This is a genomic window from Clavibacter sp. GW821-FHT01D01, from assembly GCF_059422605.1.
In genome coordinates this window covers 1-26390 of record NZ_JBWKXC010000001.1, presented here as the reverse complement: position 1 = coordinate 26390, position 26390 = coordinate 1, and the positions used below count along the sequence as shown (strand labels likewise).

At 72.0% G+C, this 26390-nt stretch carries 23 protein-coding genes; 14 read left to right on the top strand and 9 right to left on the bottom strand.

Annotated features, from left to right (window positions below; genetic code table 11):
- Positions 1 to 161 precede the first annotated feature (161 nt).
- The 4 genes from AC07VC_RS00115 (at position 162) to AC07VC_RS00100 (ending at position 4412) form a co-directional block, all read left to right on the top strand.
- Complete coding sequence (locus AC07VC_RS00115; RefSeq protein ID WP_494674893.1) at positions 162 to 1448, top strand: ABC transporter substrate-binding protein; 1287 nt, start codon at positions 162 to 164, stop codon at positions 1446 to 1448.
- Positions 1445 to 2395, top strand: coding sequence for a carbohydrate ABC transporter permease (locus tag AC07VC_RS00110; RefSeq protein WP_494674894.1), 951 nt, complete (start codon positions 1445 to 1447; stop codon positions 2393 to 2395). Before AC07VC_RS00115 ends, AC07VC_RS00110 begins: the two co-directional genes overlap by 4 nt.
- Positions 2392 to 3297: a carbohydrate ABC transporter permease gene (locus AC07VC_RS00105; RefSeq protein ID WP_494674895.1), complete on the top strand. Its 906-nt coding sequence runs from the start codon at positions 2392 to 2394 to the stop codon at positions 3295 to 3297. Before AC07VC_RS00110 ends, AC07VC_RS00105 begins: the two co-directional genes overlap by 4 nt.
- 92 nt (positions 3298 to 3389) lie before the next feature.
- Positions 3390 to 4412 (top strand): LacI family DNA-binding transcriptional regulator, encoded by a 1023-nt coding sequence (locus tag AC07VC_RS00100; RefSeq protein WP_494674896.1) that lies wholly within the window; start codon positions 3390 to 3392, stop codon positions 4410 to 4412.
- Here AC07VC_RS00100 and AC07VC_RS00095 read toward each other — a convergent pair.
- The 3 genes from AC07VC_RS00095 to AC07VC_RS00085 form a co-directional block, all read right to left on the bottom strand.
- The gene (locus AC07VC_RS00095) at positions 4409 to 5473 is read right to left on the bottom strand and encodes a LacI family DNA-binding transcriptional regulator (protein ID WP_494674897.1); all 1065 of its coding nucleotides are present in this window, start codon (positions 5471 to 5473) and stop codon (positions 4409 to 4411) included. The two genes, AC07VC_RS00100 and AC07VC_RS00095, sit on opposite strands and share 4 nt — an antisense overlap.
- Positions 5474 to 5521: 48 nt before the next feature.
- The gene (locus AC07VC_RS00090; protein WP_494674898.1) at positions 5522 to 6778 is read right to left on the bottom strand and encodes a Gfo/Idh/MocA family protein; all 1257 of its coding nucleotides are present in this window, start codon (positions 6776 to 6778) and stop codon (positions 5522 to 5524) included.
- A 159-nt stretch (positions 6779 to 6937) separates the two neighbouring features.
- Entirely contained in the window at positions 6938 to 8206 is a 1269-nt protein-coding gene (locus AC07VC_RS00085) for a glycoside hydrolase family 27 protein (protein ID WP_494674899.1), read from the bottom strand.
- A 122-nt stretch (positions 8207 to 8328) separates the two neighbouring features.
- On the opposite strand from AC07VC_RS00085, the gene AC07VC_RS00080 reads away from it, so the two are divergent.
- Entirely contained in the window at positions 8329 to 9345 is a 1017-nt protein-coding gene (locus AC07VC_RS00080) for a LacI family DNA-binding transcriptional regulator (protein ID WP_494674900.1), read from the top strand.
- Positions 9346 to 9371: 26 nt separating this feature from the next.
- Here the strand turns inward: AC07VC_RS00080 and AC07VC_RS00075 are convergent, their stop codons facing one another.
- On the bottom strand, positions 9372 to 11618 hold the full coding sequence (locus AC07VC_RS00075) for a glycoside hydrolase family 36 protein (protein ID WP_494674901.1): 2247 nt from the start codon (positions 11616 to 11618) through the stop codon (positions 9372 to 9374).
- Between the two features lie 202 nt (positions 11619 to 11820).
- On the opposite strand from AC07VC_RS00075, the gene AC07VC_RS00070 reads away from it, so the two are divergent.
- From AC07VC_RS00070 to AC07VC_RS00035, 8 genes are all read left to right on the top strand, one after another.
- A complete protein-coding gene (locus AC07VC_RS00070; RefSeq protein WP_317229904.1) occupies positions 11821 to 12795 on the top strand; it encodes a carbohydrate ABC transporter permease in 975 nt (324 codons plus the stop codon).
- An 8-nt stretch (positions 12796 to 12803) separates the two neighbouring features.
- Positions 12804 to 13769 (top strand): carbohydrate ABC transporter permease, encoded by a 966-nt coding sequence (locus AC07VC_RS00065; protein ID WP_317229903.1) that lies wholly within the window; start codon positions 12804 to 12806, stop codon positions 13767 to 13769.
- 11 nt (positions 13770 to 13780) lie between these two features.
- Positions 13781 to 15169, top strand: coding sequence for an ABC transporter substrate-binding protein (locus tag AC07VC_RS00060; protein WP_494674902.1), 1389 nt, complete (start codon positions 13781 to 13783; stop codon positions 15167 to 15169).
- Positions 15170 to 15261: 92 nt separating this feature from the next.
- Positions 15262 to 16062, top strand: a complete 801-nt coding sequence (locus AC07VC_RS00055) for an NAD-dependent epimerase/dehydratase family protein (RefSeq protein WP_104291315.1) — start codon at positions 15262 to 15264, stop codon at positions 16060 to 16062.
- Positions 16063 to 16460: 398 nt separating this feature from the next.
- A complete protein-coding gene (locus tag AC07VC_RS00050) occupies positions 16461 to 17771 on the top strand; it encodes an MFS transporter (RefSeq protein ID WP_494674903.1) in 1311 nt (436 codons plus the stop codon).
- Positions 17772 to 17875: 104 nt separating this feature from the next.
- On the top strand, positions 17876 to 20602 hold the full coding sequence (locus AC07VC_RS00045) for a phosphoenolpyruvate carboxylase (RefSeq protein WP_494674904.1): 2727 nt from the start codon (positions 17876 to 17878) through the stop codon (positions 20600 to 20602).
- A gap of 767 nt (positions 20603 to 21369) precedes the next feature.
- The gene (locus AC07VC_RS00040) at positions 21370 to 21636 is read left to right on the top strand and encodes a hypothetical protein (protein WP_494674905.1); all 267 of its coding nucleotides are present in this window, start codon (positions 21370 to 21372) and stop codon (positions 21634 to 21636) included.
- Between the two features lie 94 nt (positions 21637 to 21730).
- Complete coding sequence (locus tag AC07VC_RS00035; protein ID WP_494674906.1) at positions 21731 to 21886, top strand: hypothetical protein; 156 nt, start codon at positions 21731 to 21733, stop codon at positions 21884 to 21886.
- A gap of 42 nt (positions 21887 to 21928) precedes the next feature.
- Here AC07VC_RS00035 and AC07VC_RS00030 read toward each other — a convergent pair whose 3' ends face one another.
- Positions 21929 to 22234: a DUF7882 family protein gene (locus AC07VC_RS00030; protein WP_094116877.1), complete on the bottom strand. Its 306-nt coding sequence runs from the start codon at positions 22232 to 22234 to the stop codon at positions 21929 to 21931.
- Between the two features lie 638 nt (positions 22235 to 22872).
- Here AC07VC_RS00030 and AC07VC_RS00025 point away from each other — a divergent pair.
- Positions 22873 to 23367, top strand: a complete 495-nt coding sequence (locus tag AC07VC_RS00025; RefSeq protein ID WP_494674907.1) for a GNAT family N-acetyltransferase — start codon at positions 22873 to 22875, stop codon at positions 23365 to 23367.
- Here AC07VC_RS00025 and AC07VC_RS00020 read toward each other — a convergent pair.
- From AC07VC_RS00020 to AC07VC_RS00005, 4 genes are all read right to left on the bottom strand, one after another.
- A complete protein-coding gene (locus AC07VC_RS00020; RefSeq protein ID WP_494674908.1) occupies positions 23257 to 24114 on the bottom strand; it encodes a CPBP family intramembrane glutamic endopeptidase in 858 nt (285 codons plus the stop codon). The genes AC07VC_RS00025 and AC07VC_RS00020 overlap by 111 nt on opposite strands.
- Before the next feature lie 158 nt (positions 24115 to 24272).
- The gene (locus AC07VC_RS00015) at positions 24273 to 24629 is read right to left on the bottom strand and encodes a GntR family transcriptional regulator (RefSeq protein WP_494724441.1); all 357 of its coding nucleotides are present in this window, start codon (positions 24627 to 24629) and stop codon (positions 24273 to 24275) included.
- 22 nt (positions 24630 to 24651) lie between these two features.
- Positions 24652 to 25587 (bottom strand): hypothetical protein, encoded by a 936-nt coding sequence (locus AC07VC_RS00010; protein WP_494674910.1) that lies wholly within the window; start codon positions 25585 to 25587, stop codon positions 24652 to 24654.
- 425 nt (positions 25588 to 26012) lie between these two features.
- Positions 26013 to 26390: hypothetical protein (locus tag AC07VC_RS00005; protein WP_494724440.1), on the bottom strand; the 378-nt coding region annotated here is incomplete at its 5' end.

Below are 26390 nucleotides of genomic sequence, written 5' to 3'. Positions count from 1 at the left end.
GACGCGGTCCGGGCGGTCCCGCCGCGGCCGGGTCGCGGCCTTGACGGGTAGTACATCGATGCACATAATCTAGTACAACGATGTAGAAGGCGCCATGGTGGCGCGTGCGGCCGCCCGGCCGAGCCCCGCGGGGCCGACACGTCACGGACACGAGGAGCGCGATGAAGCGGACCACGAGGAGGCTGGTCGCCGCGGCGACCCTGGCGATCACGGGCCTCGCGCTCACCGGGTGCTCGTCCGGATCGGGATCCGCGGACGACGGCACCGTCACGCTCTGGATCCGCGACTACGAGAAGGCGCTCGTCGAGCCGCTCGCCGAGGCCTACAACGCCACCCACGAGACGCAGGTGGAGATCACCCTCGTACCGTCGCCGAGCTACGTGCAGAAGCTCGCGACCTCCATCGCGGGCGGCGACCCGCCGGACGTCGCCGCGCTCGACCTGGTCTTCACGCCCTACTTCGCGCAGGCCGGCGCCCTCGTCGACATCACCGACCGGGTCGACGCCCTCGGCTACGCCGACGACTTCAGCCCCGCGCACGCGTCGGTCTCCTCCTTCGAGGACCGCACCTACGCCGTCCCGTTCACCGGCGACGTCTCCGTGCTCTTCTACAACAAGGGCCTGTTCGCCGAGGCCGGGCTCGACCCGGAGGACCCGCCCACCACGCACGAGGAGATCCGCGCCGCCGCGAAGGCCATCACGGAGCTCGGCGGCAGCACGTACGGCTACTCCATCCCCGGCGCCTGCGGCGGCTGCCTCATCTTCGGCTTCACCCCGCTCATCTGGGGCAGCGGCGGCGACGTGCTCTCCGAGGACGGCCGCACCGCCACCCTCGACAGCCCCGAGGTGGCCGACGCGCTCGAGCTCATGCGCGGCATGTGGACCGACGGCAGCATGCCGTCGCTCGCCCGCACCGACGCCGGCCCGAACACCGCGACCGCCTTCCAGCAGGGAACGGTCGGCATGATCGCCGACGGCACCGCCACCATGGGCGCGCTCGTCGCCGGCGGGAAGGTCGACTTCGGCGTCACGCCGCTGCCCGGGAAGGACGGCGGATCCGCGTCCTTCGGCGGCGGCGACACCCTCGCCATCCTCGAGGGCTCGCGGAACGTCGACGCCGCGTGGGAGTTCGTGGAGTGGGCCACGGGCGACGAGGCGCAGACGATCCTCGCCGAGCAGTCCGTCGTGCCGATCCGCACCGACCTCCTCGACGACGTGTACGTGCCCCAGGACCCGCGCTACCAGGTCTTCGCCGACGCGCTCCGCGTGGGCCACGTGCCCTTCAGCCCGGTCGAGAACGAGCTGTTCAACGACAACAACGGGGTCTGGGTCAACCTGATCTCGCAGTCCGTGTTCGGCGGGGACATCCCGGAGGCGCAGCGCGAGGCCCAGGCCGACGCGCAGCGCATCCTCGACTCCGTCGTCTACGTCGAGGAGGACGAGAAGTGACCGCACCCGTGATCACCCGGCTGGAGGGCGCCGTCGCGTCCCCCGCCCGCACCGCCGTGCGCGACCGCGGCGGCATGGCCCGGCGGCGGCGGCGCATCGGCATGCTCCTGGTGCTGCCCGCCGTCGCGATGCTCGTCACGTTCTTCATCTGGCCGCTCATGCGGACGGTCGCCATGTCGACGTACACGTGGCCGCTCCTCGGCAACCGCGCCTTCACCGGCCTCGCCAACTACGTCGAGGCGTTCCAGGACCAGGCGTTCCTCCGGGCGGTCGGCTTCACGCTCGTCTACACGGCGGTCGTGACCCCGGTGCTGCTCGTCATCGGCTTCGCGCTGGTGCTCCTCATCCAGCGCCGCACGCGCGCGGCCCGCGTGTTCCAGTCGGTGTTCTTCCTGCCGGTCGTGGTCGGCCTCGCCTCCGCGAGCTACCTCTTCCTCTTCATGTGGCAGCCGGTGATCGGGCCGACCATGACGGCGCTCGCGGGCCTCGGGATCGTCGACGTCTCGACCAACATGTTCGGCGGTCCCGTGACCGCGTTCCTCGTGGTCGTGAGCATGGTCGCGTGGAAGTCGGCGGGGCTGCAGATGCTGCTCCTGCTCTCGGGCTTCCAGTCGATCCCGCAGGAGGTGAACGAGGCCGCCGAGGTGGACGGCTCCACTCGCTGGCAGCGCTTCGTCTACATCACGCTGCCGCTGCTGCGGCCGACCCTGGCGCTCGTGCTGGTGTTCAGCGTCGCCGGGTCGCTGCTGGCGTTCGACCAGTTCTACATCATGACCGCGGGCGGGCCCGACAACGGCACGATCACGGCCGTGTACGAGATCTACCGCTCGTCCTTCATCCGGCTCGACCTCGGCTACGGGGCCGCGCTCTCCATCATCCTCATGGTCGTCCTCGGCCTCGTCAGCGCAGCGCAGATGCTGCTCCTCAGGAACTCGGACCACGCATGAGCACCCAGGCCCCCGCCCGTCCCGCCTCGCCCGCCGACGCCCCGCGCGGTCCGGCGCCCGCCGTCCGCGGCCGGGACGCCCGCGGCCTCGGCGCCGTCCGCGCGTCCATGCCGCGCGTCGCCTGGTACGTCGCGTGCGGCTGCGCGGCGCTGCTGTTCCTCTACCCGCTCGGGATCATGCTCGGCACCGCGCTCACGGCGCCGGACGGCACGGTCGGCCTCGGCAACCTGCAGCGGCTGCTCACGCCCACCGGCGGGCTCGACCTCGTGACGAGCCTCCGCAACAGCGTCTTCGTGTCGCTGCTGGTCACCGCGCTCACGGTCGTGGTGTCGACGCTCGCCGGATACGCGTTCGCGCGGCTGCCGTTCCGCGGGAGCGACGTGGTGTTCTTCCTGGTGCTGATCACGTTCATGATCCCGTTCCAGGCGATCATCACGCCGCTGTTCCTGACGCTCATCGAGCTGGAGCTCGACAACAGCCTCGTCGGCCTCTCGCTGGTGCTCGCCACCTTCAACCTTCCGTTCGGGATCTTCCTCATGCGGAACTCCTTCCAGGCGGTGCCCGCGAGCCTCGAGGAGGCGGCGCTCATCGACGGCAACACGCCGCTGCAGGCGATGCGCCGGGTGATGCTGCCCATCGCGATCCCGGGGGTCGTGTCCACCGCGCTCCTCACCTTCTTCTCGGCGTGGAACGACTTCTTCGCGACCCTCATCCTCATCACCGACCAGAGCCTCTACACGCTGCCGGTGAGCCTCAACATCCTCTCCGCCGGGCAGAACAACACGGTCGACTGGGGCCTGATGCAGACGGGCGTCGCGGTCACGGTGATCCCGTGCGTCGTGCTGTACCTGCTGCTCCAGCGCTACTACGTGGCCGGCCTCATCAGCGGCGCGGTCAAGTAGGCGGACCGCGCCGCCCCCGCGTGCGAGGCTGGGGCGGCGCACCCGACGCCCGCACGGTCGGACGGGCGGCGCCGGGATGCGAGGGGGAGCGGATGGCGGCCACGATGAGCGACGTCGCGCGGGCCGCGGGCGTCTCCGTCAAGACCGTCAGCAACTTCTTCAACGGCTACCCGTACATGCGCGACGGGACCCGCGCGCGCATCGAGGCGGCGGTCGCCGAGCTCGGCTACCGCATGAACGCGTCGGCCCGGAACCTGCGCTCGGGCCGCTCGCGCATGATCGCGCTCGTGATCCCCGAGCTCGCCAGCGCCTACCTCGCGCCCCTCGCGCAGGACGTGATCGACGCCGCCGACGAGCTCGGCCTGTCGGTGCTCGTGGAGACCACCGCCGGCCGCCGCGACCGCGAGATCGGCGCGCTCTCGGGCCTGCACCGCCAGGTGCTCGACGGCGTGATCTACGAGCCGCTGGCCCTGCACCAGGAGGACGTCGGCTCCATCGACCCGGGCATGCCGCTCGTGATGATCGGCCAGCGCTTCCTCGAGGGGCTCGCGGACCAGGTGCTCATCGCCGACCGGGACGCCGCGCACGCCGCCGTCGCGCACCTCGTCGCGACCGGGCGGCGCCGTGTCGCCCTCATCGGCGCCCGCGACGCGGGGGAGCCCGCCGGCTCCGCGCTGCGGCTGCGCGGCGCGGAGGAGGCCCTCGCCGCCGCCGGCATCGCCCCCGACCCGCGCCTCCGGGTGGATCCGGGCCCCTGGCACCGCGAGAGCGGTGCCGCCGCGACGGCGCGGCTCCTCGACGCGGGGGTCCCGTTCGACGCCGTGTTCGGCTTCAACGACTCGATCGCGCTCGGCGCCCAGTGGATGCTGCAGGAGCGCGGAGTCCGCGTTCCCGAGGACGTGGCGGTCGCGGGCCTCGACGACACGGAGGACTCCCGCTTCGCCCAGCCGCCGCTCACCACGGTGTCGCCCGGACGCCGCGCCATCGCCCGCCGCGCGGTCGCGATGCTCGCCGAGCGCATCGAGCACGGCGCCGACGCGGGCCCGTTCCGCAGCGAGACGATGGGCTTCGAGCTGATCGTCCGCGGGTCGACCGTGGCGCGCGGCGCGCGCTAGCGGGCGGCGGGCGCCGGTGCGCCCGGTGCGGTCCCGGTACCGGCCTCGACCGGCGCCGCGCATCCGCACGACCGGCCGACGACCAGCGTCGGGGTGAACGACGCGTGGTGCGGGGCGCGCTCGGGGTCCGGCGCGACGATCCGCGCCACGGCCTCCTCCGCCATCTCGTCGACCGGCTGGCGCACGACCGTCAGCCGCGGCGTCGCGTACTCGGCCTCGTCGGTGCCGTCGAAGGACACGACGGCGACGTCCTCGGGCACGCGGAGGCCCAGCTCGCCGAGCGCGCGGAGGGCGCCGACGGCCTGCATGTCGGAGCTCGCGAACAGGGCGGTCGGCCGGTCGGCGCCGCCGAAGAGGCGCATCGCGCCGCGGTATCCGCCGGCGCGCGTGAAGGGCTCGCGGGCGAGGGGCCCGTCCGGCAGGCCCGCGGCGCGCGTCGCGTCCAGCCAGCCGTGCTCGCGGACCTCGCCCTCGGGTCCGCCGACGATCAGCGCGATCCGCGCGTGGCCGTGCTCCACGAGGTGCGCGACGCCGACCCGGGCGCCCTCGCGGGCGTCGACGCCCACGGTCTCGATCCCCTCGAACGCGTCGAAGGAGTTGAGGAGGACGACCGGGGCGCCGAGGGCGGCGAGGTCGTCGGCGAGGCTGCTGCGCTGGGCCGTGCTGACGATGATGCCGTCCACCTGCCGTGCGGTGAGCGAGCGCATCAGGGTCCGCTCCCGTCGCGGGTCGCTGCCGCTGTCCACGAGCAGCACCGCGTGGCCGCGCCGGGCCGCGGCGCGCTCGACGGCGACCGCCAGCTCCGCGAAGAGGGGGTTGCCGATCTCCGGCACGACGAGGCCGAGCATCTGCGTGCTGCCGGTGCGGAGGGCCCGGGCGCTCGCGTTCGGCCGGTAGCCGAGGACGCGGATCGCCTCGCTGACCCGGGCCGCGGTCGCGACCGCGACCGGCCGGGGACCGCCGTTGACGACGTAGCTGACCACCGCCGTGGAGACGCCCGCGTACCGGGCGACGTCGGCCCGGGTGACCTGGCCGCGGGGGCGGGGGGAGGGGGACGGCATGCGCCTCGCTCCTCCCGCCCGGCCGGTCGGCGGGATCCTCAGGGGATCCTATTCCGCGGTGCCCGCCGCGGCCGCCGGCGCGGCGTCCGCCGGTGCGTCGCCGAAGTCCCGCACGTCGAGGCGCTCGCCGCCCTGGAGGGCGGAGCGGTGCGCGACGATGCCCGGCATCGTGTAGCGCGCCGCGACCCACGCGTTCACCGGAGGCAGCGTGCCGTCCACGACCGCGCGCACGAAGTCGTCCACCAGGAAGTGGTGGCTGCCCTCGTGCCCGCTCGGGACGCCGTGGTAGACCGCCGGCAGGCGGTCCTCGTCGTGCACGGGCGCATAGCCGGAGACGAAGGCCTCCCGCAGCTCGGGCGCGATGTGCGCGAGCGAGGGGTCGTCGAGCGGCATGCTCGGCCGGGTGGTGAGCTCCTCCGAGATGTCGGTCACCTCCTGCTTGTCCTGCCAGACGCTCACGGTCGCGATCTGCTCGAGGCTCGCCTCGGTGCCGAAGTAGCGGAAGCGCGACTCCCGGATCTGCGACGGGTAGCCCACGCGGCGCATCTCGTTGATCCGCATGATGCCGCCGTCGTCGAGCTCGAACAGCGCGGTGGCGTTGGAGAAGTCGTTGCCGAACTGGCTCACCTCGCGGTCGAAGACCCCGTCGCCGCGGTCGTCGCGCACGCCGATGCAGCTGACGCTGACCGCGTGGCCGGGGATGGCGCCGAGGACGCCGCCGATGGAGTGCGTGGGGTAGTGCATGGGCGGGTAGCTGGCGGTGCGCTTCCAGTCGGCGCCGCCGCTGTACTGGTACGCCGCGTAGAAGCCGAGGTCCATGTCGTGGACGTAGTCGCCCTCGGCGTAGAAGATCCGGCCGAACGCGCCCTCGGCGACCTTCTTGCGGGCGAAGACGGTGGCGGGGTTGTAGTAGCTCGTCTCGCCCATCATGTAGGTGAGCCCGGTCTCGCGCACCGCGTCGATGATCTCGGCGATCTCCTCCTCGGAGACGGCCATGGGCACCGCGGAGTACACGTGCTTGCCGGCGCGGAGGGCGCGCACGACGAGCGGACCGTGCGTCCAGCGCTGCGTGAACAGGGCGACCGCGTCGACGTCGGACTCGAGGAGCGCGTCGAACGACGCGACGGCGCCGTCGAGCCCCTCGCGGGCGACGAGCTCCTCCGCGCGCTCGGGGAGCAGGTCCGTGATGAGGACCCGGTCGACGTCGGGGTGGATCCTGAAGAGCTTGGCGAACTGCCCGGCGAACTGCCCGGCGCCGACGATCCCGAGGGAGAGCATGGACGGCCTTTCGGTGATGAGCGTCATCGCTCGGTGGGTGCGGGAGGCGCCGGCCGAATGGATCCCGGCTGCGGCGCCTCCCCAGTGTGACGGGCGCGGTCTACTCGTGTAAACCCCTGATGTGCGCCGTAGCGATCAATAGGCAGCGACCCGACCCTTGCGCGGCGCTATTCGAGTAGACCGGGCTCAAGCGGCGTCGAAGCGGAGGACGCGGGATCCGTGGCCCGGCACGTCGAGCACGAGCGCGTCGCCGTCCGCCGCGACGGGCGATCCCGTCCACACGTCGGTCCAGGTGCCGGCCTCCCCGGGCCGCACGCCGACCGAGGACACGGGCACGCGGTGCTCCGCGCCCGCGTCGCCCAGGTGGAACACGGCCGCGTACCGCGCGTCCGCGTCCGTCGCCACGGCCGTCCAGACGACCAGGTCGCCCTCGCGGACGACCTCGCGGTTGTCCTCGGAGCGCTGCAGGATCCGGATCACGTCCGGCACGGTCAGCAGCGCGATCGTCTCCGGGCGGCTCCGCGGGAGGTCGCCGCCGTACATGAGGGGCGACCTCGACATGATCCACAGGCTCATGAGGGTGCGCTGCTCCTCGAGCGTCAGCTGGCTGTCGCGGTCCTCGCCGCGCTCCGCCCGGATCCCGATGCGCCCGAGCGGCAGCATGTCGGCGTCCGCCCACCCGCCGGCGCGCTGGAACGGGGCCCAGCGGGCCATGCGCGCGAACTGGTCGTGCACGTCGCTCCACCGGTCCCACAGGTCGTCGGACACGCGCCACATCGCGGCCGAGGCGCGCAGGTGGTCGAGGTGCGCCGTGGACAGGTGCGTGCCGGGGGAGAGGCTCAGCGCGATGTCGCGCCCGCTCCGCTCGATGGCCCGGTGGTACGCGCCGATCTCGCGGTGGTGGTACGGGCTGAGCATGTCGTCGGCCTTCACCAGGTCGACGCCCCACGCGGCGAACTGGGCCAGCTGCCCGTCGTAGTAGGCCTGCGCGTCGGGGTGGTCGTGGTCGAGGCCGTAGTTGTCGGGGTTCCAGGCGCAGACGGAGGAGGTGTCCGCGATGACGGACGCCGTGCTGCCGGTCCCCTCCACGGGGAGGTCGCGCTGCACGGCCAACCGCGGGATCCCCCGCATGATGTGGATGCCGAACCGCAGCCCCAGGTCGTGGACGGCCCGGGCCAGCGGCCCGAAGCCCGCCCCGCCGGCTGCGGACGGGAAGCGGTTGACGGCTGGCATCTGCCGGCCGAAGCCGTCCAGCTCGACGGGCGGGTCCTCGTTGTAGCCGCCCGCGCGCGCCGTCGGCTCGTACCACTGGATGTCGACGACCACGGTGTCCCAGCCGAAGGGGAGGAGGTGCTCGGCCATGAAGCGCGCGTTGGCCAGGACCTCCTGCTCCGTCACGGTCGTGCCGTAGCTGTCCCAGCTGTTCCATCCCATGGGGGGAGTGAGGGCGGTCATCGGTGTCCTTCCGTCGTGCAGGTGGTCGGGATGCGGGGAATGCGGGGGATGCGGGAGGCCGCGGGACGCGGGGAGCCCCCGCGGGCCGGTCGGCGGGAGAGCGCTCCCGCTACTGTCGGAGCATGAGCGAGCCGCGACGCGCAAAGCAGCCCGGCCTCGCCGACGTCGCGCGGCTCGCGGGGGTCTCGAACGCCACCGCGTCGCGGGCGCTCAACGGCAGCCCGCAGGTGAGCGCGCGGCGGCGCGCCGCGGTCATGCGCGCGGTCGACGAGCTGGGCTACCGGCCGAACGAGGCCGCGCGGGCGCTGGTCAGCGGCCGGAACCGGCTCGTCGGCGTGCTCGCGGAGGACACGACGCGGTACGGCTTCGCCTCCACCATCCAGGGCATCCAGGAGGCCGCCATCGCGCACGGCCTCCTCGTGACCGTCGCCGTCGTGCGCACCGGGCACGCGGACGACGCGCGCGAGGCCGTCGACCTGCTGCTGCGGCTGCCGCTCGCCGGGGTGGTCGGGATCGAGTTCGACAGCCCGGTCAGCCGCGCGCTCGAGCTCCTGCCCGCCGACCTGCCCGTGGCCTCGGCCACGCTCATGGGCACGCACCTGTCGGGCGTGCCGCACGCGCACATCGACGACGAGGTCGGGGCGCGGCTCGCCACCCAGCACCTGCTCGACCTCGGCCATGCGACCGTGCACCACCTCAGCGTCGACCACCCCTCGGGTTCTGGGCGCGGGCGCACCCGCGCGTACCTCGAGACGCTCGCCCGGGCGGGCGCCTGCGCCCCCGAGGTGGCCATGACGGGGTGGCACCCGCTGCAGGCGCACGACGCGACCCAGCGGGCGCTCGACGACGGGGTGACGGCGCTGTTCTGCTTCAACGACGACATCGCGCTGGGGTCCCTGCGGGCCCTCGCCGAGCGCGGGGTCCGCGTCCCGGAGGACGTGAGCGTCGTCGGCTTCGACGACGCGACCTACGCGCAGGTCCTGTCGCCCGCCCTCACGAGCGTGCGGATGGACTTCCGCGGCCTCGGCCGCGCGGTGCTCGAGCAGCTCGTGGCGCGGATCGAGGGGACGCCCGCCCCGCCCGAGGTGGACCTGCCCGCGCGGCTCATCGTGCGCGAGAGCACCGCGCCGCCCCGCTGACGGAGCCCGTCGGGGGCGGCGCCGCCTCATGCGCGCCGCACGCGGTACATGCGCGCGGAGGCGACGCCCGGGGCGGCGTCGCCCGAGTCCAGTCGGAGGCCCTCCGCGGTGCGGCGCGCGGACCACTCGGCGCCGATCCCCTGCGGCGGGTAGACCTGGACGACGTCCACGGGCGCATCGCCCAGGTGCGGCAGGGCGAGGTCCACGGCGCGGTCGGCGTGCGCCTGGCGCCAGGCGATCACGTAGGTGTCGGGAGAGTCGGCGACGTCGAACGCCACCGTCGTCCACGCGTCGTCCCAGGACGGGAGGCCGGTGGGGAAGCGCGGCGTGGACGCCGCGAGGTCGTGCCGCGTCTCCTTGTGCACCCGCACGGCGTCGGCGACGAGGTCGAGCCCGTGGTCGTCCATCCCGCTCAGCACGCCCGCCTGGTAGAGGCGCCCGGCGAGCCCGGTGCACTCCGTGAAGACGACCATCTCGTCGTCCATGTCGGGCTGCGGGTAGGCCCAGTTGCCGGCCTGCTCGGGGAGGATGTGCGCGAGCGCGCCCACCGCGATCATCGGGTAGAGCAGCGGGTCCTGCTGGTCCGAGGTGGACTGCATCTGGAGCACCCGCAGCATGGCGGCGTCCGACCGCATGGCGCCCGATCCGCAGTTCTCGAGGATGAGGTCGGGGTGCCGGTCGAGCACGTCGGAGAGCCAGGTCAGCAGGGCGCGGTTGTGCTCGAGGAGCCCGGCGCCCACGGAGGGCGCGTCGAGGTCGGTCCCGGCGCCGGGCGTGACGTTGTAGTCCAGCTTGAAGAACCCGACGCCGAGCTCGCCCACCAGCCGGTCGACGGCCTCGTCGAGGTGCGCGCGGGCCTCCGGCGAGCGGAGGTCGAGCAGGTACCGGGCGTTCTCGACGACGCGGACGCCGCCGCGCTGCAGGAACGCGGAGTCGGGGAGCGTGCGGGCGGCCCGGCTCTCGAGCCCGACCACCTCGGGCTCGAGCCAGAGCCCGGCGACCATGCCGTGCGCGCGGATCCGGTCGAGCACCGACGGCAGGCCGGAGGGGAACCGGGCGGTCGAGGGCTGCCAGTCGCCGACGCTCGCCCACCATCCGGCGGTGTCGTCGTACCAGCCCGCGTCGATGCAGAAGACCTCCGCGCCCACGCGCGCGGCGGCGTCGATCAGGGGCAGCAGCTTCCCCTCCGTGGGGTCGCCCTCGAGCGTGTTCATGTAGTCGTTGAAGACCACGGGGAGCGCGTCGCCCGCCGCGTGGGGGCGGCGGATCGCCCGGCGGTGCGCGGCGAGGGCGCCGAGCGCGTCGTCGAGGGATCCGGCCGCGGTGAAGGAGACCGGGACCGTGGTGAACGAGGTCGACCCGTCGAGCACGACCGACCACTGGTGCAGCGCGTCCGTCGGGCCGAGCACGGCGACGTACGCGCCGTCGCGGGAGCGGTCGGCGCGCGGCGGGCCGAAGGGCGTCTCGCTGAACAGGCGGTCCTCGAGGGGCACGCCGCCGTGGCCCCAGTCGGGGTCCTCGCCGAGCTCGAACGCCCAGGCGCCGTTGTGCTCGACCTGCCAGGCGAGCGTGCGGCCGGTGCGGCGGTCCTGCGCGGCTCCCGCGGGGTTGGCGACGCCGGAGGACCAGGTGCTGAGGCTCGACACGGCGAGCCGGTTCCGGCTGGTCTCGCCCCGCGCCGTGCGGTCGATCGCGACGAGGCCGGGCGAGCGCAGCGGACGGGAGGTCCACCGGTTCTCGGAGCACCAGCCGCTGTCGGCCCACCACAGGTCGACGTCGTTCGGGGAGTCGGACACGACCGCGCCCGTGGCGAGGCTGGTGACGGACCACACGGGCAGCGGCGCGTGGCCCGGCTCGACCGCGAGCGTGGTGGTGGTGCGGACGGCGGGCACGCCCGCATGCGCCTCGAGCACCGTGGTGGCGACGAGGCCGGACGCCGCGTGGCGCTGCACGATCTCGAGCCGGTCGACGCCGTCGCGGGACGTGGCGGAGGAGTCGACGAGGCGGAGGCCCGCCCCGAGCGCGGTGCCGTCGTAGCGGTAGCTGTTGTTCAGCCGGCCCCAGGCGGGGGAGAGCACCTCGACGAGCGGCTGGCGGGGCGTCGACCGGTCGGCGCGCTCGCCGTCGGCGCCGGTGCCGACCCCGGTGCCGCCGTCGGGTCCGTACACCGCGACGAGGCGCACCGGCCCGTCGGGATCGTGCTCGAAGGCGAGGGCGAGGCCGCCGCCCTCCCACTCGATCCGGGTGGTCGGGGCGGTGTCGATGACGGTCACGAGGGCTCCGTTGCGCTTCGTCGGGCAGGTGTCAGGAGCGACCCTAGCCCGGCTCGGGCACCGAATGGAAGCGTTTCCATTCGTTACCGTCTCGTTACCCGAGCGCGTTGTGCCCCTCGTCGCCGGTGGTCACACTGAGGGCGGCGAGGGCCCCCACCGGCCGCGCCGCCCGCGATGGAGCGGGATGGACGAAGGAGTCTCGATGGCACTCTCCGTGAACGCCCGGAGCGCGGATCCCGCGCCGGCGGCGGTCCCCCTCACCACCGGACTGCGGCCGCCCTCGCGCGGGGCGCCGCCCCGCCGCGGGCGACGGCGGGACGACACCCGCCTCGCGGCGCTGTTCCTCATCCCGGCCTCCGTGGGGCTCGTGGTCTTCTACTTCTGGCCCCTGCTGCGCGGCATCTGGCTGAGCTTCACGTCGTGGGACCTGCTGTCCCCGGCCCGCTTCATCGGCATCGAGAACTACCAGCGCATGCTCGCCGACCCGGTCTTCTGGAACGCGGCCCGCGTCACGATCTACTACGTCGTGCTCAACATCGGGTTCCAGACCGTGATCGCGCTCGGCATCGCCGTGCTCATGCAGCGGCTGACGCAGTCGACGCTGCTGCGCGGCGTGATCCTCGCGCCCTACCTCGTCTCGAACGTGGTCGCGGCCCTGGTGTTCCTCTGGATCCTCGACTTCCAGCTCGGCATCGGCAACCAGCTGCTCGAGTGGATCGGCCTCGACCGCATCGGCTTCTTCACGACCGAGGCGTGGGTCATCCCCACCATCGCCGGCGTGAACGTCTGGCGGCACATGGGCTACACCGCGCTCCTGATCTTCGCCGGCCTGCAGGCCATCCCCGCCAACTACTACGAGGCCGCCCGGGTCGACGGCGCGAGCGAGTTCCGCATGTTCCGCGGGATCACGATGCCGCTGCTCCGCCCGGTGCTCGGCCTCGTGCTGATCATCTCGGTGATCGGCTCGTTCCAGGTCTTCGACACCGTCTCGGTGACGACCAACGGCGGACCGGTCGACTCGTCCCGGCTGCTGCAGGTCTACATCTACGACAAGGCGTTCGCGCAGTTCGACTTCGGCTACGCCTCGACGCTGAGCGTCGCGATGCTGATCATCCTGGTCATCGTCACCTACTTCCAGTACCGCCTCACGCGCGCCGGCCAGTCCGACCTGAACTAGGAGACGTCATGACCCAGCTGCAGAGCCCTCCCACGGCGCGTCCCCGTCCCGACGGCGCCGACGCCCCGCCCCGCGCGCCCCGCCCGGCCCGCCCCCGCCGACCCGTCCCCTGGGGCCGCATCGCCGCGTGGGTGGTGATGGGCCTGCTCATCCTCGCCACGGTGTTCCCCTTCTACTGGATCCTCCGCACGGCGCTGTCGAGCAACGGCGCCCTCTACGGCAACGCCACCTCGCTCCTGCCCGTCGACTTCACCTGGAACGGCTTCCTCCGCGTCTTCGGCCTCCAGTCGGTCGATGACGCGATCGCCGACGGCGGATCGGGCGCGAGGCTCGACTTCTGGCGCTACCTCGGCAACTCCGTCGTCGTCTCCACGACCGTCACGGTGTGCCAGGTGTTCTTCTCCGCCATGGCCGCCTACGCGTTCTCGCGCCTCGTCTGGCGGGGACGGGACTTCGTGTTCGGGTTCTTCCTGCTGTCCCTCATGGTGCCCGTGATCTTCACGCTGCTGCCGAACTTCCTGCTCGTGAAGCAGCTGGGCCTCATCGACAGCCTGCTCGGCATCATGCTGCCGTCGCTGTTCATGACGCCGTTCGCGATCTTCTTCCTGCGGCAGTTCTTCCTCAACGTGCCCAAGGAGGTCGAGGAGGCGGCGCTGGTGGACGGCGCGAGCAAGCTCGCGATCTTCTTCAAGGTGATCATCCCCATGTCGGCGGCGCCCATCGCGACGGTGAGCATCCTCACCTACATGACCAGCTGGAACGACTACTTCTGGCCGCTCATGGTCAGCTACACGGACGACTCGCGCGTGCTGACGGTCGCGCTCGGCGCCTTCAAGTCGCAGAGCCCGCAGGGCGGGCCGGACTGGTCGGGGCTCATGGCCGCGACCCTCGTGGCGGCGCTGCCGATGATCGTGCTGTTCGGGGTCTTCGCCAAGCGCATCGTCAACAACATCGGCTTCAACGGCATCAAGTGAGGACCACGACCATGTCGACGACGACATCCCGCGCCCCCCGTCCGACCCGAGCGCGCCGCCGGCTGCGGAGGCTCGCCGCCGCCGCGGTCGCGGCCGCCTCCTTCGCGGCCCTCACCGGCTGCGCCGCAGCCCCCGGCGCCGCGGCCGGCACCACCGCGGTCGACTACTGGCTGTGGGAGTCCCTGCAGCTGCCCGGCTACGAGAAGTGCGCCACCGCCTTCGAGGCGGAGAACCCCGACATCGACATCCGCATCACGCAGTACGGGTGGGGCGACTACTGGCAGAAGCTCACCGCGGGACTCGTCGCGGGCGCCGGCCCCGACGTGTTCACGGACCACCTCACCAAGTACCCCGAGTTCGTCAGCCGCGGGGTGATCCTGCCGCTCGACGACTTCGCGGCGACCGCCGACCTCGATCCCGCCGACTACCAGGAGGGCCTCGCCGAGCTGTGGGTGGGCCAGGACGGCAAGCAGTACGGGTCGCCGAAGGACTTCGACACCATCGCGCTGTTCTACGACGAGGCGGTGCTGGCCGAGGCGGGCATGACGCCCGCCGACCTCCAGGGCCTCACCTGGAACCCCGAGGACGGCGGCACCTTCGAGCAGGTCATCGCGCACCTGACGGTCGACGCGAACGGCGTCCGCGGCGACGAGGAGGGCTTCGACCCCGACGACGTCGTCACCTACGGGCTCGGGTCCAACGGCGCGGGCGACACCAACGGCCAGACCCAGTGGTCGTGGCTCGCCGGCGCGACCGGGTGGGAGTTCACCAACGCGCCCGTCTGGGGCGACCGGTACAACTACGACGACCCGCGCTTCAAGGACTCCATCGCGTGGCTGTTCGGCCTCGTCGACAAGGGCTACCTGCCGTCGTACGAGCGCGTCGGCACGGCGCCGAACCTCGTGCAGCAGCTCGGCTCCGGCCAGGCGGCCCTCGTGGCGGACGGCTCGTGGACCATCTCGAGCTACGCGCGCCTCCAGGGCGTCGACCTCGGCATCGCCAGCGTGCCCATCGGCCCGATCGGGCACCCCGTCTCCATGTACAACGGGCTCGGCGACTCCATCAGCGCGCAGACGGACGCCCCCGAGGAGTCGGCCCGCTGGGTCGCCTTCCTCGGCTCGGACGCCTGCCAGACCATCGTCGGCGAGGAGGGCGTCATCTTCCCGGCGCGCCCCGCCGGCACCGAGGCGGCCATCGAGGCCTTCGCCGACAAGGGGTTCGACGTGAAGCCGTTCACCGACCTCGTCGACGCGGGCGACACGATCCTGTTCCCCGTCACGAACAACGCGGCGGAGATCCTGTCGATCATGAAGCCCGTCATGGACAGCATCTACATCGGCAGCGAGCCGGTCGACTCCCTCGACCAGGTGAACGAGCGGGTCAACCGGCTGTTCGAGTGAGGCGACCGGCCCTTCTCGCGCGGCCGTCCGTCCCGGAGGATGGGAGGACGGCCGCGCGGCCGCGGCGCTTTCCGACGACGAGGGGATCCGACATGGGCACGATCACGATCACGGGAGGATCCGGCCGGATCGCGACGAGCATCCGTCCCCTCCTCCGCGCCGCCGGCCACGAGCTGCGGCTGCTCGACGTGGTGGAGCCGCCCACGCCGCTCGAGGCGGGGGAGACCTCCGCCATCGTGGACATGACCGACGTCGACGCGTGCACGGAGGCGTTCCGCGGATCCGACCTGGTGGTGCACCTCGCGGCGCACGCGGCCGAGCGCCCGTGGGAGGCGATCCAGGCGGTCAACAACGACGGCGCCCACGCCGTGCACGAGGCGGTGGTGCGGGCGGGCGTCCCGCGGATCCTCGCGGCGAGCTCCGTCCACGCGGTCGGCTTCCTGCCCGCCGTCGACGCGGCGCGCGAGGACGTACCCGCACCGCGGCCCGACACCTTCTACGGCCTGAGCAAGGTGCTGCTCGAGGGGCTCGGCAGCCTCTACGCCGACCGGAACGGGCACGTGGTCGTGAGCGTCCGGATCATGACCGCCGAGCCCGAGCCGTCGCAGGCCCGCAGCGTCTCCACCTGGCTCTCCCCGGGCGACGCCGCCCGGCTGGTGGAGGCGGCTCTCCGCCTCGACGAGCCCGGCCACCGCATCGTGTGGGGCGTCTCCCGGAACACGCGCCGCTGGGTCTCGCTCGCGGCGGGCGAGGCGATGGGCTACCACCCGGAGGACGACGCCGAGGTCTTCGCGCACCGCTTCCCGGAGCTGGGCGAGGACACGTCGCCGCCCGCGGGCGTGCTCATCGGCTCGATCTTCACGACGGTCGAGCTCGGCTCCGACATGGGGTGACATCCCGCGGGCGCCCTGGTGCGCCCGCGCCGGGGGCGGGAGGATCGCCCCGACGACCACGACAGGGGGAGCCGGATGCTGGGCACGGGAGGATGGCTCGCGGCCGCCGTCGCGGAGGCGCGCGCTCGCCGGGACAGGACGGAGGCCGGGCGGGCGCCCGTGAATGCACGCGGTGACCGGGCGGATGCGTTCGACGCCGGCGCGACCCCGCTCCCGGGCTACGCGCCGCTCGCGCGCCCGGAGCGTCGGCTGCGCTGGTGGCGGAGGCGGCGCGGCTGACGGCCACGCGCACGGTGGGCGGCCCGCCCGCGTGCTCGCACGCGCGCCCGCTCCCGCGACCGGGTCCGCGACCGCCGCCCGCGGCATCGCGCGCCGCAGGCCGGACGTACGCTTGCAGCATGCGGTCCTTCCGGCGTGCGGGGTCCGCGCGCACCCCCCAGCCCGGAGCGGGGGACGCCCCCGGCGACGGGTCGATGCCCGACGCGCGCGGCGCCGCACGCGGATCCCGCGCTCCCCGCGCCCCCCGGGCGAAGCTCCCGCGCGACGTGCTCGTCCTCGGCATCATCGCGTTCTTCGTGATGGTCGGCTTCGGCGTGGTCGTGCCCGTGCTCCCCGTGTACGCGCGCAGCTTCGGGGTCGGCAGCTTCGAGATCGGCGCCGTCATCTCCGCGTTCGCGCTGATGCGGCTCGTGATGAGCCCGTTCGTCGCCCGCCTCATGGACTGGACCGGCGAGCGCACCGTGCTCGCCGTCGGCCTCGGCGTCGTCGCGGTCTCCTCGGGGCTCGCGGGTCTCGCGCAGGACTACGTGCAGCTCCTGCTCCTGCGCGGCGCGGGCGGCATCGGGTCGGCCATGTTCTCGGTCGCCGCCATGACGCTCCTGCTCGGCTCCACGGATCCCGCGCGCCGCGCCCGCGCGATCGGCTTCTACCAGGGCGGCTTCCTCATCGGCGGCATGGCGGGGCCCGCGCTCGGCGCCGTCCTCGCGACCATCTCGCTCACCGCTCCCTTCTTCTTCTACGCGGCCACCCTCGCGGTCGCCGGCGCCATCGGCCTGCTGCTCCTCTCGAAGCGCACCGGCAGGGTCGACCCGGCGGCCCCCGTCGAGGCGCCGCGCGCGTTCCGCGAGGTGCTGCGCGACACCCGGTACCGCGGGGCGCTCCTCGCGAACCTCGGCAACGGGTGGGCGTCCATGGGCGTCCGCAGCTCGCTCATCCCGCTCCTCGTGGTCGAGGTGATCCGGGAGCCGGCCGCCTCCACCGGCATCGCGTTCGCGTGCGCCGCCGTCGTGCAGGCGCTCGTGCTCGCGCCCGCCGCGCGCTTCGTCGACACGGTCGGGCGGCGCCCTGCCATCGTCGGCGCGTTCGGCGTCGCGGGGGTCCTGATGATCGCGATCCCGTTCGCCCCGAACGTGATCGTGCTCACCGTGCTGCTCTGCCTGTTCGGCGCGGCGGCCTCCTTCATGGGCACCGCGCCGGCCGCCGCGGTCGGCGACGCGGCCGGCGGCCGCAGCGGGCGCCCCGTCGCGGTGTTCTCGATGGTCGCGGACCTCGGCGCCATCGTCGGCCCGCTGGTCGCCGGGTACCTCGCCGACGCGGTCTCGTTCCCCGTGGCCTTCGCCACGGGCGCCGTGCTGCTGCTCGCGGCCTCCGGCTACGCGGCCCTGCGCATGCCGCGGGACGAGCGGGCCCCCGCCGCACCCGCCGCCTGATCCCGTTCCCGCCGGGGTCCCGGACGGCGGGATCGGTCGTCCCGGAGGCCGTCCTCGGACGTCATGCGCAGGATCCGCCTCCCGGGTTCCGTATCCTCGTGACCGTGACGACTCCCCCGAAGCCGCTTCCCCTCGAGCACGACTCCACCCGCGACGGCACCCGCGACGCCGTGGAGCCGGCCCTCCGATCCGACGTCAGCCACCTGGGCGGCCTGCTCGGCCAGGTGCTCCGCGAGTCCGGGGGCGACGACCTCCTCCGCGACGTGGAGCGTCTCCGCGAGCTGGTGATCGACGCGTACGAGAGCGCGCGCGACGCGTCCATCGACGACGCCGAGCGCCTCGTCGCGACCTTCACGCCCGAGCGCGCGGAGCAGGTCGCCCGCGCGTTCACCTGCTACTTCCACCTCGCGAACCTCGCCGAGGAGCACCACCGCGTGCGGGTGCTCCGCGAGCGCGAGGCGGCCGCGGGCTTCGTGCCCGACTCCGTCCCCGACGCCGTCGGCCGCCTCACCGAGGAGCTCGGTCGCGAGGAGGCCATGCGCCGACTCGGCGAGATGCGCTTCCACCCGGTGCTCACGGCGCACCCCACCGAGGCGCGCCGCCGGGCCGTCGCCACCGGGATCCGCCGCATCGGCGACCTGCTCACCGAGCGCGACGGCGCCGCCGCGGGCACCCTCACGGGCCAGGACGTCGACCGCCGCCTGCTCGAGGAGATCGACGGCCTGTGGCGCACCTCGCCGTTGCGCACCACCCGGCCGACCCCGCTCGACGAGGTCCGCACCGCCATGGGCGTCTTCGACCAGACGCTGTTCGAGGTCGTGCCGCGCGTCTACCGGCTGCTCGACGACTGGCTCCTGGGCGACGAGGCCGGCGTCCGCGAGGCCGTGGCACCCGCGTTCTTCCGGCTCGGCAACTGGATCGCCGCCGACCGCGACGGGAACCCGTACGTCACCGCCGCCGTCACCGAGGAGGCCGCCGGGATCGCGAGCGAGCACATCCTCCTCGGCCTCGAGCGGGTCGCGCTCCGCGTCGGCCGCTCGCTGACCCTGGGCGACGCCGACACCCCGCCGAGCCCGGAGCTGCGGGAGCTGGCCGCCGCGCAGGACGCGCTCGCACCGCACCTCACGGCCCGCATCGGCACGCGCGCGCCCGCCGAGCTGCACCGCCGCGTGCTGCTCGTCATCGCGGGACGCCTCGCCGCGACGCGGGAGCGCCACGACGACCCGATCGCCTACCCGTCGGCCGCGGAGCTGCTCGCCGACCTGCGGGTGCTGCAGGGCTCGCTGCGGAGCGCCGGCGCGCACCGCATCGCCGGCGGCGAGCTGCAGGGCCTCATCTGGCAGGCGGAGACCTTCGGCTTCCACCTGGCCGAGATGGAGGTGCGCCAGCACTCGCAGGTGCACCGCGAGGCGCTCCGCGAGGCGCGGGCGGCGGCCGACGCCGCCGCATCCGGTGCCGATGCGCCCGAGCTCGCCCCCATGACGGTCGAGGTGCTGGACGTGTTCCGCACGCTCGCCCGCCTCCAGGAGCGGCACGGCGTCGCCCCGTTCTCCCGCTTCATCGTCTCGTTCACGCAGTCCGCGGACGACATCCGCACGGTGCACGAGCTGGCGGCGCTGGCGCTCGGCTCGGCGGAGGAGGCGCCCGTCCTCGACGTGATCCCGCTGTTCGAGACGTTCGCCGACCTCGACGCGAGCACCGAGATCCTCGACGGCATGATCCGCCTGCCGCAGGTCGAGGCGCGCCTCACCGCCACCGGCCGGAACCTCGAGGTGATGCTCGGCTACTCCGACTCCTCGAAGGACGTCGGGCCCGTCTCCGCGACCTTCGCGCTGTTCGACGCGCAGGCGCGCATCGCCGCGTGGGCGCGGGAGAACGACATCGAGCTGACCCTCTTCCACGGCCGCGGGGGCGCCCTCGGTCGCGGCGGCGGGCCGGCCGACCGCGCCGTGCGGGCGCAGCCGCCGGGATCCGTCGACGGCCGCTTCAAGCTCACCGAGCAGGGCGAGGTGATCTTCGCCCACTACGGCGACAAGCGCATCGCGGCCCGTCACATCGAGCAGATGGCGGCGGCCACCCTGCTGGCCTCCGCCCCGTCCAACGAGGAGCGCAACGCGGCCGCGGCGGAGGGCTCCGCCGAGATGGTCCGCATCATGGACGAGGCGTCCCGCGCCCGGTTCTTCGAGCTCGTGAAGGCGCCCGGCTTCGCGCCGTGGTTCGCGCAGGTCACGCCCATGGAGGAGATCGGGCTGCTCGCGCTCGGGTCGCGTCCCGCCCGCCGCGGCCTCTCCGTCGAGTCGCTCGAGGACCTGCGGGCGATCCCGTGGGTGTTCGCGTGGACGCAGGCGCGGATCAACCTCACCGGCTGGTTCGGGCTCGGCTCGGCGCTGGCCGCCGTCGGCGACGAGGCCGTGCTCCGGAAGGCGTACGACGAGTGGCCGCTGTTCACGTCGATGATCGACAACGTCGAGATGTCGCTCGCCAAGACCGACGGCCGCCTCGCCGAGCGCTACCTCGCCCTCGGCGACCGGCCCGACCTCGCCGCGCTCGTGAGCGGCGAGATGGAGCTGACGCGCGAGTGGGTGCGGAAGGCCACGGGCCGCGGCGAGATCCTCGAGGGCCGGCCGGTGCTCCGCCGCGCGGTGCGCCTCCGGAGCCCGTACGTCGACGCGCTGTCGCTCCTCCAGCTGCGGGCGCTGCGCGCGCTGCGGACGGCGACGGACGCTCCCGCGGGCGGCGCGCCCGGGCAGGCCGACCCGACGGATCCGGACCACCGGCTCCTCCTGCTCACGGTCAACGGCATCGCGGCGGGGCTGCAGAACACGGGCTGACCCGCGCGAGCATCGGGTGGCGCTCCGACAAGCTGCGTCCGCCATCTCCTCCGAGGACGACACCGGAGGGGATGGCGGTGGCGTGCGGCTGACTGTCCGTCCTCTCGCACGTCACCGGGCCGCGAGACGTCCCACGAGGTCACGGCCCTGCGCTGCTGCTCGCCGACATCTGACGCGAGGGAGGCTCTGGCGCGCTCGGGAGCGGATCACGGGCTCCGTGTCGACGCGTCGAGCGGCGGGCGAGGACCTGCCGGGTGGACCGCGACATGACCATTTCGACGGCGATTCCGTACCCCTGACTTCCGGGAAGGCGGAGAGCGGGAGCGGAGGCCGCGATCAGCGGCTGACAGGCCACGGAAGGTGTCTCACGTGAACCCCCTTCACCGGACACTTCACCGGACGGGTCAATTGAGACTCGCGGCCCCGGCGGGGCAAGGGCCGGACCTCCGCCATCGGGGCCGTCCGGTGGGCGGTCCCCCACCGGACTGGGGCGTGACGGAACGTGCGATGCCCGTCGCGAGCGTGCGAGCGATCGCGGATGGCGAGGATGGCTCGCCGATCACTGTGGAGGCGAGGGGGCGGGCCCATGAGAACGCCGACCTTCCCCTCAAGAGGCACTGCACTGAGTGCTGAGGTTCGCAAGGGGGCAGTCGGTTCTCGCGACTCGTTCTAGGTTCGGACGTGCCATCTGGCATTCATTTTTGCGTCCGTGCCCCGGGACGTCGACGTGGATTCCACCACGTACGACCTATCAGGAAGACCCTTGCATGCGGATCACCAGACTCCGGATCCACGGCCAGTTCTTCTACCTCGATGCCGCACCGGACGTGGCGGCGCTCCAGGACCAGATCGTCGAAGCTGCGGCCACGAGAGCGGCTTTCGTGCACTTCGAGACGGTCGGGCATGGCCGCGTGTCCGTGCTGGTGCCGCCTCATGTGGGGGTGCGGTTCGAGACCCAAGAGCACACGGCAGAGGAAGTGGCGGAATGGGAAGCGCACCCGCCGGTCATCGACATTCCCCTACCGGACCTGTAACGACATTGCCCTGAGCTACGCCGTTGCCCCCTCCGAGGGAGATAGCCGCATCGATGAGACAGATCCTGGTGCCCGACGTCTTGATCGACGCGACGTGTTGAGGGAGCTCCGGTTGGTGATCGCGCGTCAGCCGACCGCGGTCCGGATCGCCGTCGAAAAGCACCTGGACCTGCCGCAGTTCACCGATGTTCCGGAAGCACCGGCGTCGATGGCCGGGCTGCCCGCGGACAAGGTCCAGAACCCCAAGTGACCCCAGAAGTGCCGTCTCTGCACAACGGCGCGCGCACCAGGTCTAGCTCGGCTGGACCGGCTCCGGGACGAGGTGCAGGCCGCGGGACGCGTTGGCGGCCAGCATGAGGGCTTCGACCCACGCCATGTTGATCACCGGTGCGCGGTCGCTGTCGTAGACGAACTCGAGCGAGATCTCGGCAGCTATCCAGATGGTGCGGCGCCCGTCGCCGTTGACGGCGGGGTTCTTCCACGAGAACGCGAACGACTCCCTCCGGCGGAGCTTGTTCGTGATCACGATCTGGAGGTGCGCGAGAGTTCGGTCGTCAAGTTCAGTGCGGCTGTTCGTGGCGTAGATGAGGTGTCCCATGAGCGGTGTGAGCATAGGCAATCGGAAGCGTTGGACGCAAACGATTGGTGCCCATGCGGATACTCGGCTCCGGCGTCCGGGTAGGGATCCCCTCTCGGGCGCCAAGCCAATGCGACGCTTGGGCCAGGGGGAGCAGCGCAGCGGCCGACCATAATGGCTCAACGAAGGGCGAATGGTTGCGCCCGGGGTGTACCTGGAGGAGTAGGGGAGCAGCGGTTGCGTTCTCGGTCGGAGCAAGTCGTGCTCGGGATGCTTCTGCTCGTGACAGGACTTTTCGTCGGCGCGGCACAGGTCGGGATGAGCATCTATCAGGGCGTGACCTACAAGTGCCTCGTGGACGGTCCGTTCTCATCCCAGGCGGAGGTGTCCGAGAGGTCCGACGTCGTCGAGGGGTCGGTCGCATTGTGGCCCCTTGGGCGCGCGTGCGAGTGGGCACGTGCTGATGGTGCGGGGACCGTCACGGTCTACTCCGGCAGTTGGGCGCTGACGTTCATTGCGTTGGGTCTGATACTCGGAGGACTCGTATTCGCCGTCACATCTGTGACGCCGCGAAGGCGACGCACCTCACCCCTCGTGTCTCATTGAGGGATCCCTTGTCGAGACGAACTCGTGTGGCATAGCGGCGCTAGGTTCTGGGCATGTCCTCTTCCCCCGTGCTGCGCGACCTGGAGCGAGGTGACCCGCAGTGGGCGACTGCGCTCCCTGTTCTTCGTGAGCTCCGTCCGCACCTCACCGACGAGCTGCTCGACCACGTTCTCAGGGACGGGGCGTCGCAGGTCCTCCGCTTCACGGCGCTGTTCGAAGATGACCGCTGCGTCGCGGTCGCGGGCTGGCGAGTCGTGGTCAACACGAGCGCGATCCGGAAGCTCTACATCGATGACCTCGCCACGGACGCGGCAGGCAGCGGCTCCACGAACATCATCCGCCCACGATGGCATGCGGTCACGGACGCCCACATCGTGTCCAGGTGGGAATCGATGACTGAGACCGTGGAGGCGGTCGCAAGCCACGCGATCCATCTGTCAGAGCAAGGCGGCAGCTACAGCCCAGCCGTTGCTGATGATGTGGATGAGGATGACGGCGGCGAGGTTCCGGTATCGCCACCACATCACGCCCACGAACATCCCGAATGATCCCTGGATGACGATGACGCGTGCAATGTCGAGAAGCGGCGCGCCCGACCCGTGCGAGCCGAGGTGCATGAGCGCGAACGCGAGGGAGGCGACGACGATGCCCGGCCAGGCGCCCAGAGCGGCCTCTAGTCGCGTCTGCAACCAGCGGCGATAGAAGAGCTCTTCGCCCACACCGGCGGTGACGGCGGTCGCGATCGCCGCCGTGAGGATGAGAGACGGATCGGACCCCGCCGGGTCGAATACCGGATTCCATGGGGCGACCTGAGACAAGAGCGTCCACACCAGCACCACCACCGCCGGTGCCCACCACCGCGAAGCGTCATTGCGCCACATGATGCTCACGCTCTTCCGGACAGCAAGCAGCAGGATCGCCGGCACGATCATGAACAGAGCCAGCTTGCCCAGGACGTAGGACTCGCCGACGAGGGGAACCGCGACCGTCAGAACCGGAAAGAGGACCGCCAGCACGACAAGACCGATGGTCGTCACGAGGAAGGGCCGCCGGGAGTCGATGGCCACTGGCCGGCGGGGCGAGGGATGAGGAAGCAGCAGAGTGAGGGCAATTCCCACTGCCACCGGCATCAGCGTTACCCAATAGGCAACCGGCTGGGCTGCGGTGTCACTGGAGATCCGCGTACCCGACGGCGAGGCGATCAGGAGACCCGCGAAGCTGGCGACCCACAGCGCAGCTCCCGCGGCAACGATCCATGAGATCCCACCGCGGCTGATGCTCCCTGGAGTGCGCATGGATCGACTGTAGGAGGTCCGGCATTCGGCCCGCAGGTGCTCGTCTTGTCCCCGCCGGTCAGAGCCCCCGATCGGCTCAGATCGGTGTCCGGGGAGGGGTTCCCTGTTGAAACAGGAAGTACGGGTCGGACGTCTCTCGCGCTTAGGCATTTGCGCGGTCATGGATCTGATCGTGTTGCCCATGCCGCTCGGACCGCGCCGAGCGCTTGCTCTAGATCGACTCCCGCGACCGTCGCGACGTATCGCTGCGCTGCTTCCTGGACCGTGGCGGCGTGGTGGTGGCCAGCGGCCACGCGCGTGCCTTTCGAGCGGTTGGTGGCAAGGAGCCCTTCTGACTCAAGGAGCGCGTATGCCTTGCCGACTGTCCCGGGGGCGACTTGCAGGTCCGCTGCGAGCTGGCGGACGGTTGGCAGGCGCTGGTCTGCAGGTAACGTGCCCGCCCGAACGAGGTCCGCGATCTGCACACGAATCTGTTCGTAAGGAGGCAGGGCGCTGCTCGGGTCGATGCGGATCACAGCCGGTGGTCCGGGGTGCGCGTCATCGAGTCGGCCCGGCTGCACGGAGGCTGGCGCCGGGGAGTGCGAGAGCGTGACGGGTCGCGAAGGCGAGACTGACGCCGGAGAGGACGACGCTGACCAGTCCCGTGGCCACGAACATGATGCCCAGCGCGGTCCATCCTGGGTGGGAGGTCGGGAGGACCGCGGAGAGCAGGGCCCGTCCCGAAATGGCTGCGGCGCCGCCGAAGGGCAGCGTGAGAGAGAAGACCGCGATCGCCGAGACGATGCGCATGGACTCGCGCCGCCAGGCCGTGTCCAGACTCACGAGAGCGGGGTCGGGGAACGCAGGAGTCGCGCTGATGCTGGCCATGGTCGAGATCGTGACGACGACCAGTACGACGCAGGTGCCCAGAAGGGGCAGGCCGTAGAACCATCCGGCGTACGGGCTGGACGCAGACACGGTGTCCGGCGAGGTGAATGCGATCGCTCGTGACAGGCCGAGGTCATCGGGCGAGGACGTGACTCCCGTGACGATCACGAAGGCCACGAGACAGATCAGGGCAATGATCGGTGGCAGGGACAGCGAGCCGCTGAGGTACGACGCCACAGTTCGCGGGGTGAGTGAGGCGCTACGCACCGCGGAAGGCGAGACGGCATGACGCACGGCAGGGACGAGGTTGTAAAGCAGTAGCCCGACAGATGCAGACACCGGTGCTGCTAATAGGAGCGGAAGGCCCAGGAGCGGGGCGACGCTCAAGCCCAGCGTCGACATCACAACCGAGACCACGACTGCGGCACCGATCGCGGCGACCGCTCTCTGGCGAGCTCTACGTAATGCCGACATGTGCATGGCGTCAATATTCACGTCTGCAATCACCGCCCGTCGTCTTGCCGACGCAGTAAAGACCGCGATCGCGCACGTGAGAATGAGAGTGACCGCGAGCAGCGGTAGGCCGAGTGCTATCGGGTCCACCATGACCCACCTCCTGTGTCACCTGGACGGTACAAGGGGGAAAATGGGTGTGTCAAGTACGTAGTACAAGATCTGCCGATACGGTGGGGGTGCGTCCGGGGAGGGATCCCTTGGGGGTCATCCTGAGGAACCGGTTGACGTCCACGGTGCAGGCGTCCGGTCGGTGCACGTGGCATGGGCGCGCTGGGGGTGTGCGACCTCACTGGAGGACACCGACAGCCCAGTACGGTCGCAACGCGGGTAGTAAGAAGCGGGCGGACTACGGGCCAAGAGGTCGCGCGGTCAACGCGAGAACCCCCAGCCGGGGCTAGGGGTTCGCGGGGCGCAAGAACCCGTGAGCGACTACGAAGAAGATCGCAGAGGGCCCGCTTCAACCACTGCGAGCCACGGCTTCTGTGCCACCGAGCTGCTGCGCGGACTGTGTGACGTCATGCAGCGCTGTCGAGACCCTCTGGCGAGTCGGGCGTCTCACGCCGCAGTGCGTACCGTGCCGCGCCCGCGGCGATGGCAGCGAGCACGACGGAGATGACCAGCAGAGTCACGGCGTCGATGACGGCCTCGGGCGAGAGGAGCAGGCGTGGTCCTCCGATGGTGAGGACGACGAGCATGATGATGGCGAACGTGCGTCGGGAGGAGCCGAAGAAGTAGGCCACCAGCGGTCGGGATGCGATCGTGATCGCTGGCACGGCGAGGGATCCGGCGATGACTGCTGCACCCAAGAGCCATGGTGCCGCATCTCCCGTGCCCTGGCGCCATGCGGTGACGGCGGCCCAGAGGCTCCCCCACGCGCTACCCAGCAGAAGCGG

Excerpts from the sequence above, each read along its gene's own strand:
- AC07VC_RS00115 (WP_494674893.1), top strand. The coding sequence starts at position 162 with ATGAAGCGGACCACGAGGAGGCTGGTCGCCGCGGCGACCCTGGCGATC.
- AC07VC_RS00105 (WP_494674895.1), top strand. The coding sequence starts at position 2,392 with ATGAGCACCCAGGCCCCCGCCCGTCCCGCCTCGCCCGCCGACGCCCCG.
- AC07VC_RS00100 (WP_494674896.1), top strand. The coding sequence starts at position 3,390 with ATGGCGGCCACGATGAGCGACGTCGCGCGGGCCGCGGGCGTCTCCGTC.
- AC07VC_RS00095 (WP_494674897.1), bottom strand. The coding sequence starts at position 5,473 with ATGCCGTCCCCCTCCCCCCGCCCCCGCGGCCAGGTCACCCGGGCCGAC.
- AC07VC_RS00090 (WP_494674898.1), bottom strand. The coding sequence starts at position 6,778 with ATGACGCTCATCACCGAAAGGCCGTCCATGCTCTCCCTCGGGATCGTC.
- AC07VC_RS00085 (WP_494674899.1), bottom strand. The coding sequence starts at position 8,206 with ATGACCGCCCTCACTCCCCCCATGGGATGGAACAGCTGGGACAGCTAC.
- AC07VC_RS00080 (WP_494674900.1), top strand. The coding sequence starts at position 8,329 with ATGAGCGAGCCGCGACGCGCAAAGCAGCCCGGCCTCGCCGACGTCGCG.
- AC07VC_RS00070 (WP_317229904.1), top strand. The coding sequence starts at position 11,821 with ATGGCACTCTCCGTGAACGCCCGGAGCGCGGATCCCGCGCCGGCGGCG.
- AC07VC_RS00065 (WP_317229903.1), top strand. The coding sequence starts at position 12,804 with ATGACCCAGCTGCAGAGCCCTCCCACGGCGCGTCCCCGTCCCGACGGC.
- AC07VC_RS00060 (WP_494674902.1), top strand. The coding sequence starts at position 13,781 with ATGTCGACGACGACATCCCGCGCCCCCCGTCCGACCCGAGCGCGCCGC.
- AC07VC_RS00055 (WP_104291315.1), top strand. The coding sequence starts at position 15,262 with ATGGGCACGATCACGATCACGGGAGGATCCGGCCGGATCGCGACGAGC.
- AC07VC_RS00050 (WP_494674903.1), top strand. The coding sequence starts at position 16,461 with ATGCGGTCCTTCCGGCGTGCGGGGTCCGCGCGCACCCCCCAGCCCGGA.
- AC07VC_RS00040 (WP_494674905.1), top strand. The coding sequence starts at position 21,370 with ATGCGGATCACCAGACTCCGGATCCACGGCCAGTTCTTCTACCTCGAT.
- AC07VC_RS00030 (WP_094116877.1), bottom strand. The coding sequence starts at position 22,234 with ATGGGACACCTCATCTACGCCACGAACAGCCGCACTGAACTTGACGAC.
- AC07VC_RS00025 (WP_494674907.1), top strand. The coding sequence starts at position 22,873 with ATGTCCTCTTCCCCCGTGCTGCGCGACCTGGAGCGAGGTGACCCGCAG.
- AC07VC_RS00020 (WP_494674908.1), bottom strand. The coding sequence starts at position 24,114 with ATGCGCACTCCAGGGAGCATCAGCCGCGGTGGGATCTCATGGATCGTT.
- AC07VC_RS00010 (WP_494674910.1), bottom strand. The coding sequence starts at position 25,587 with ATGGTGGACCCGATAGCACTCGGCCTACCGCTGCTCGCGGTCACTCTC.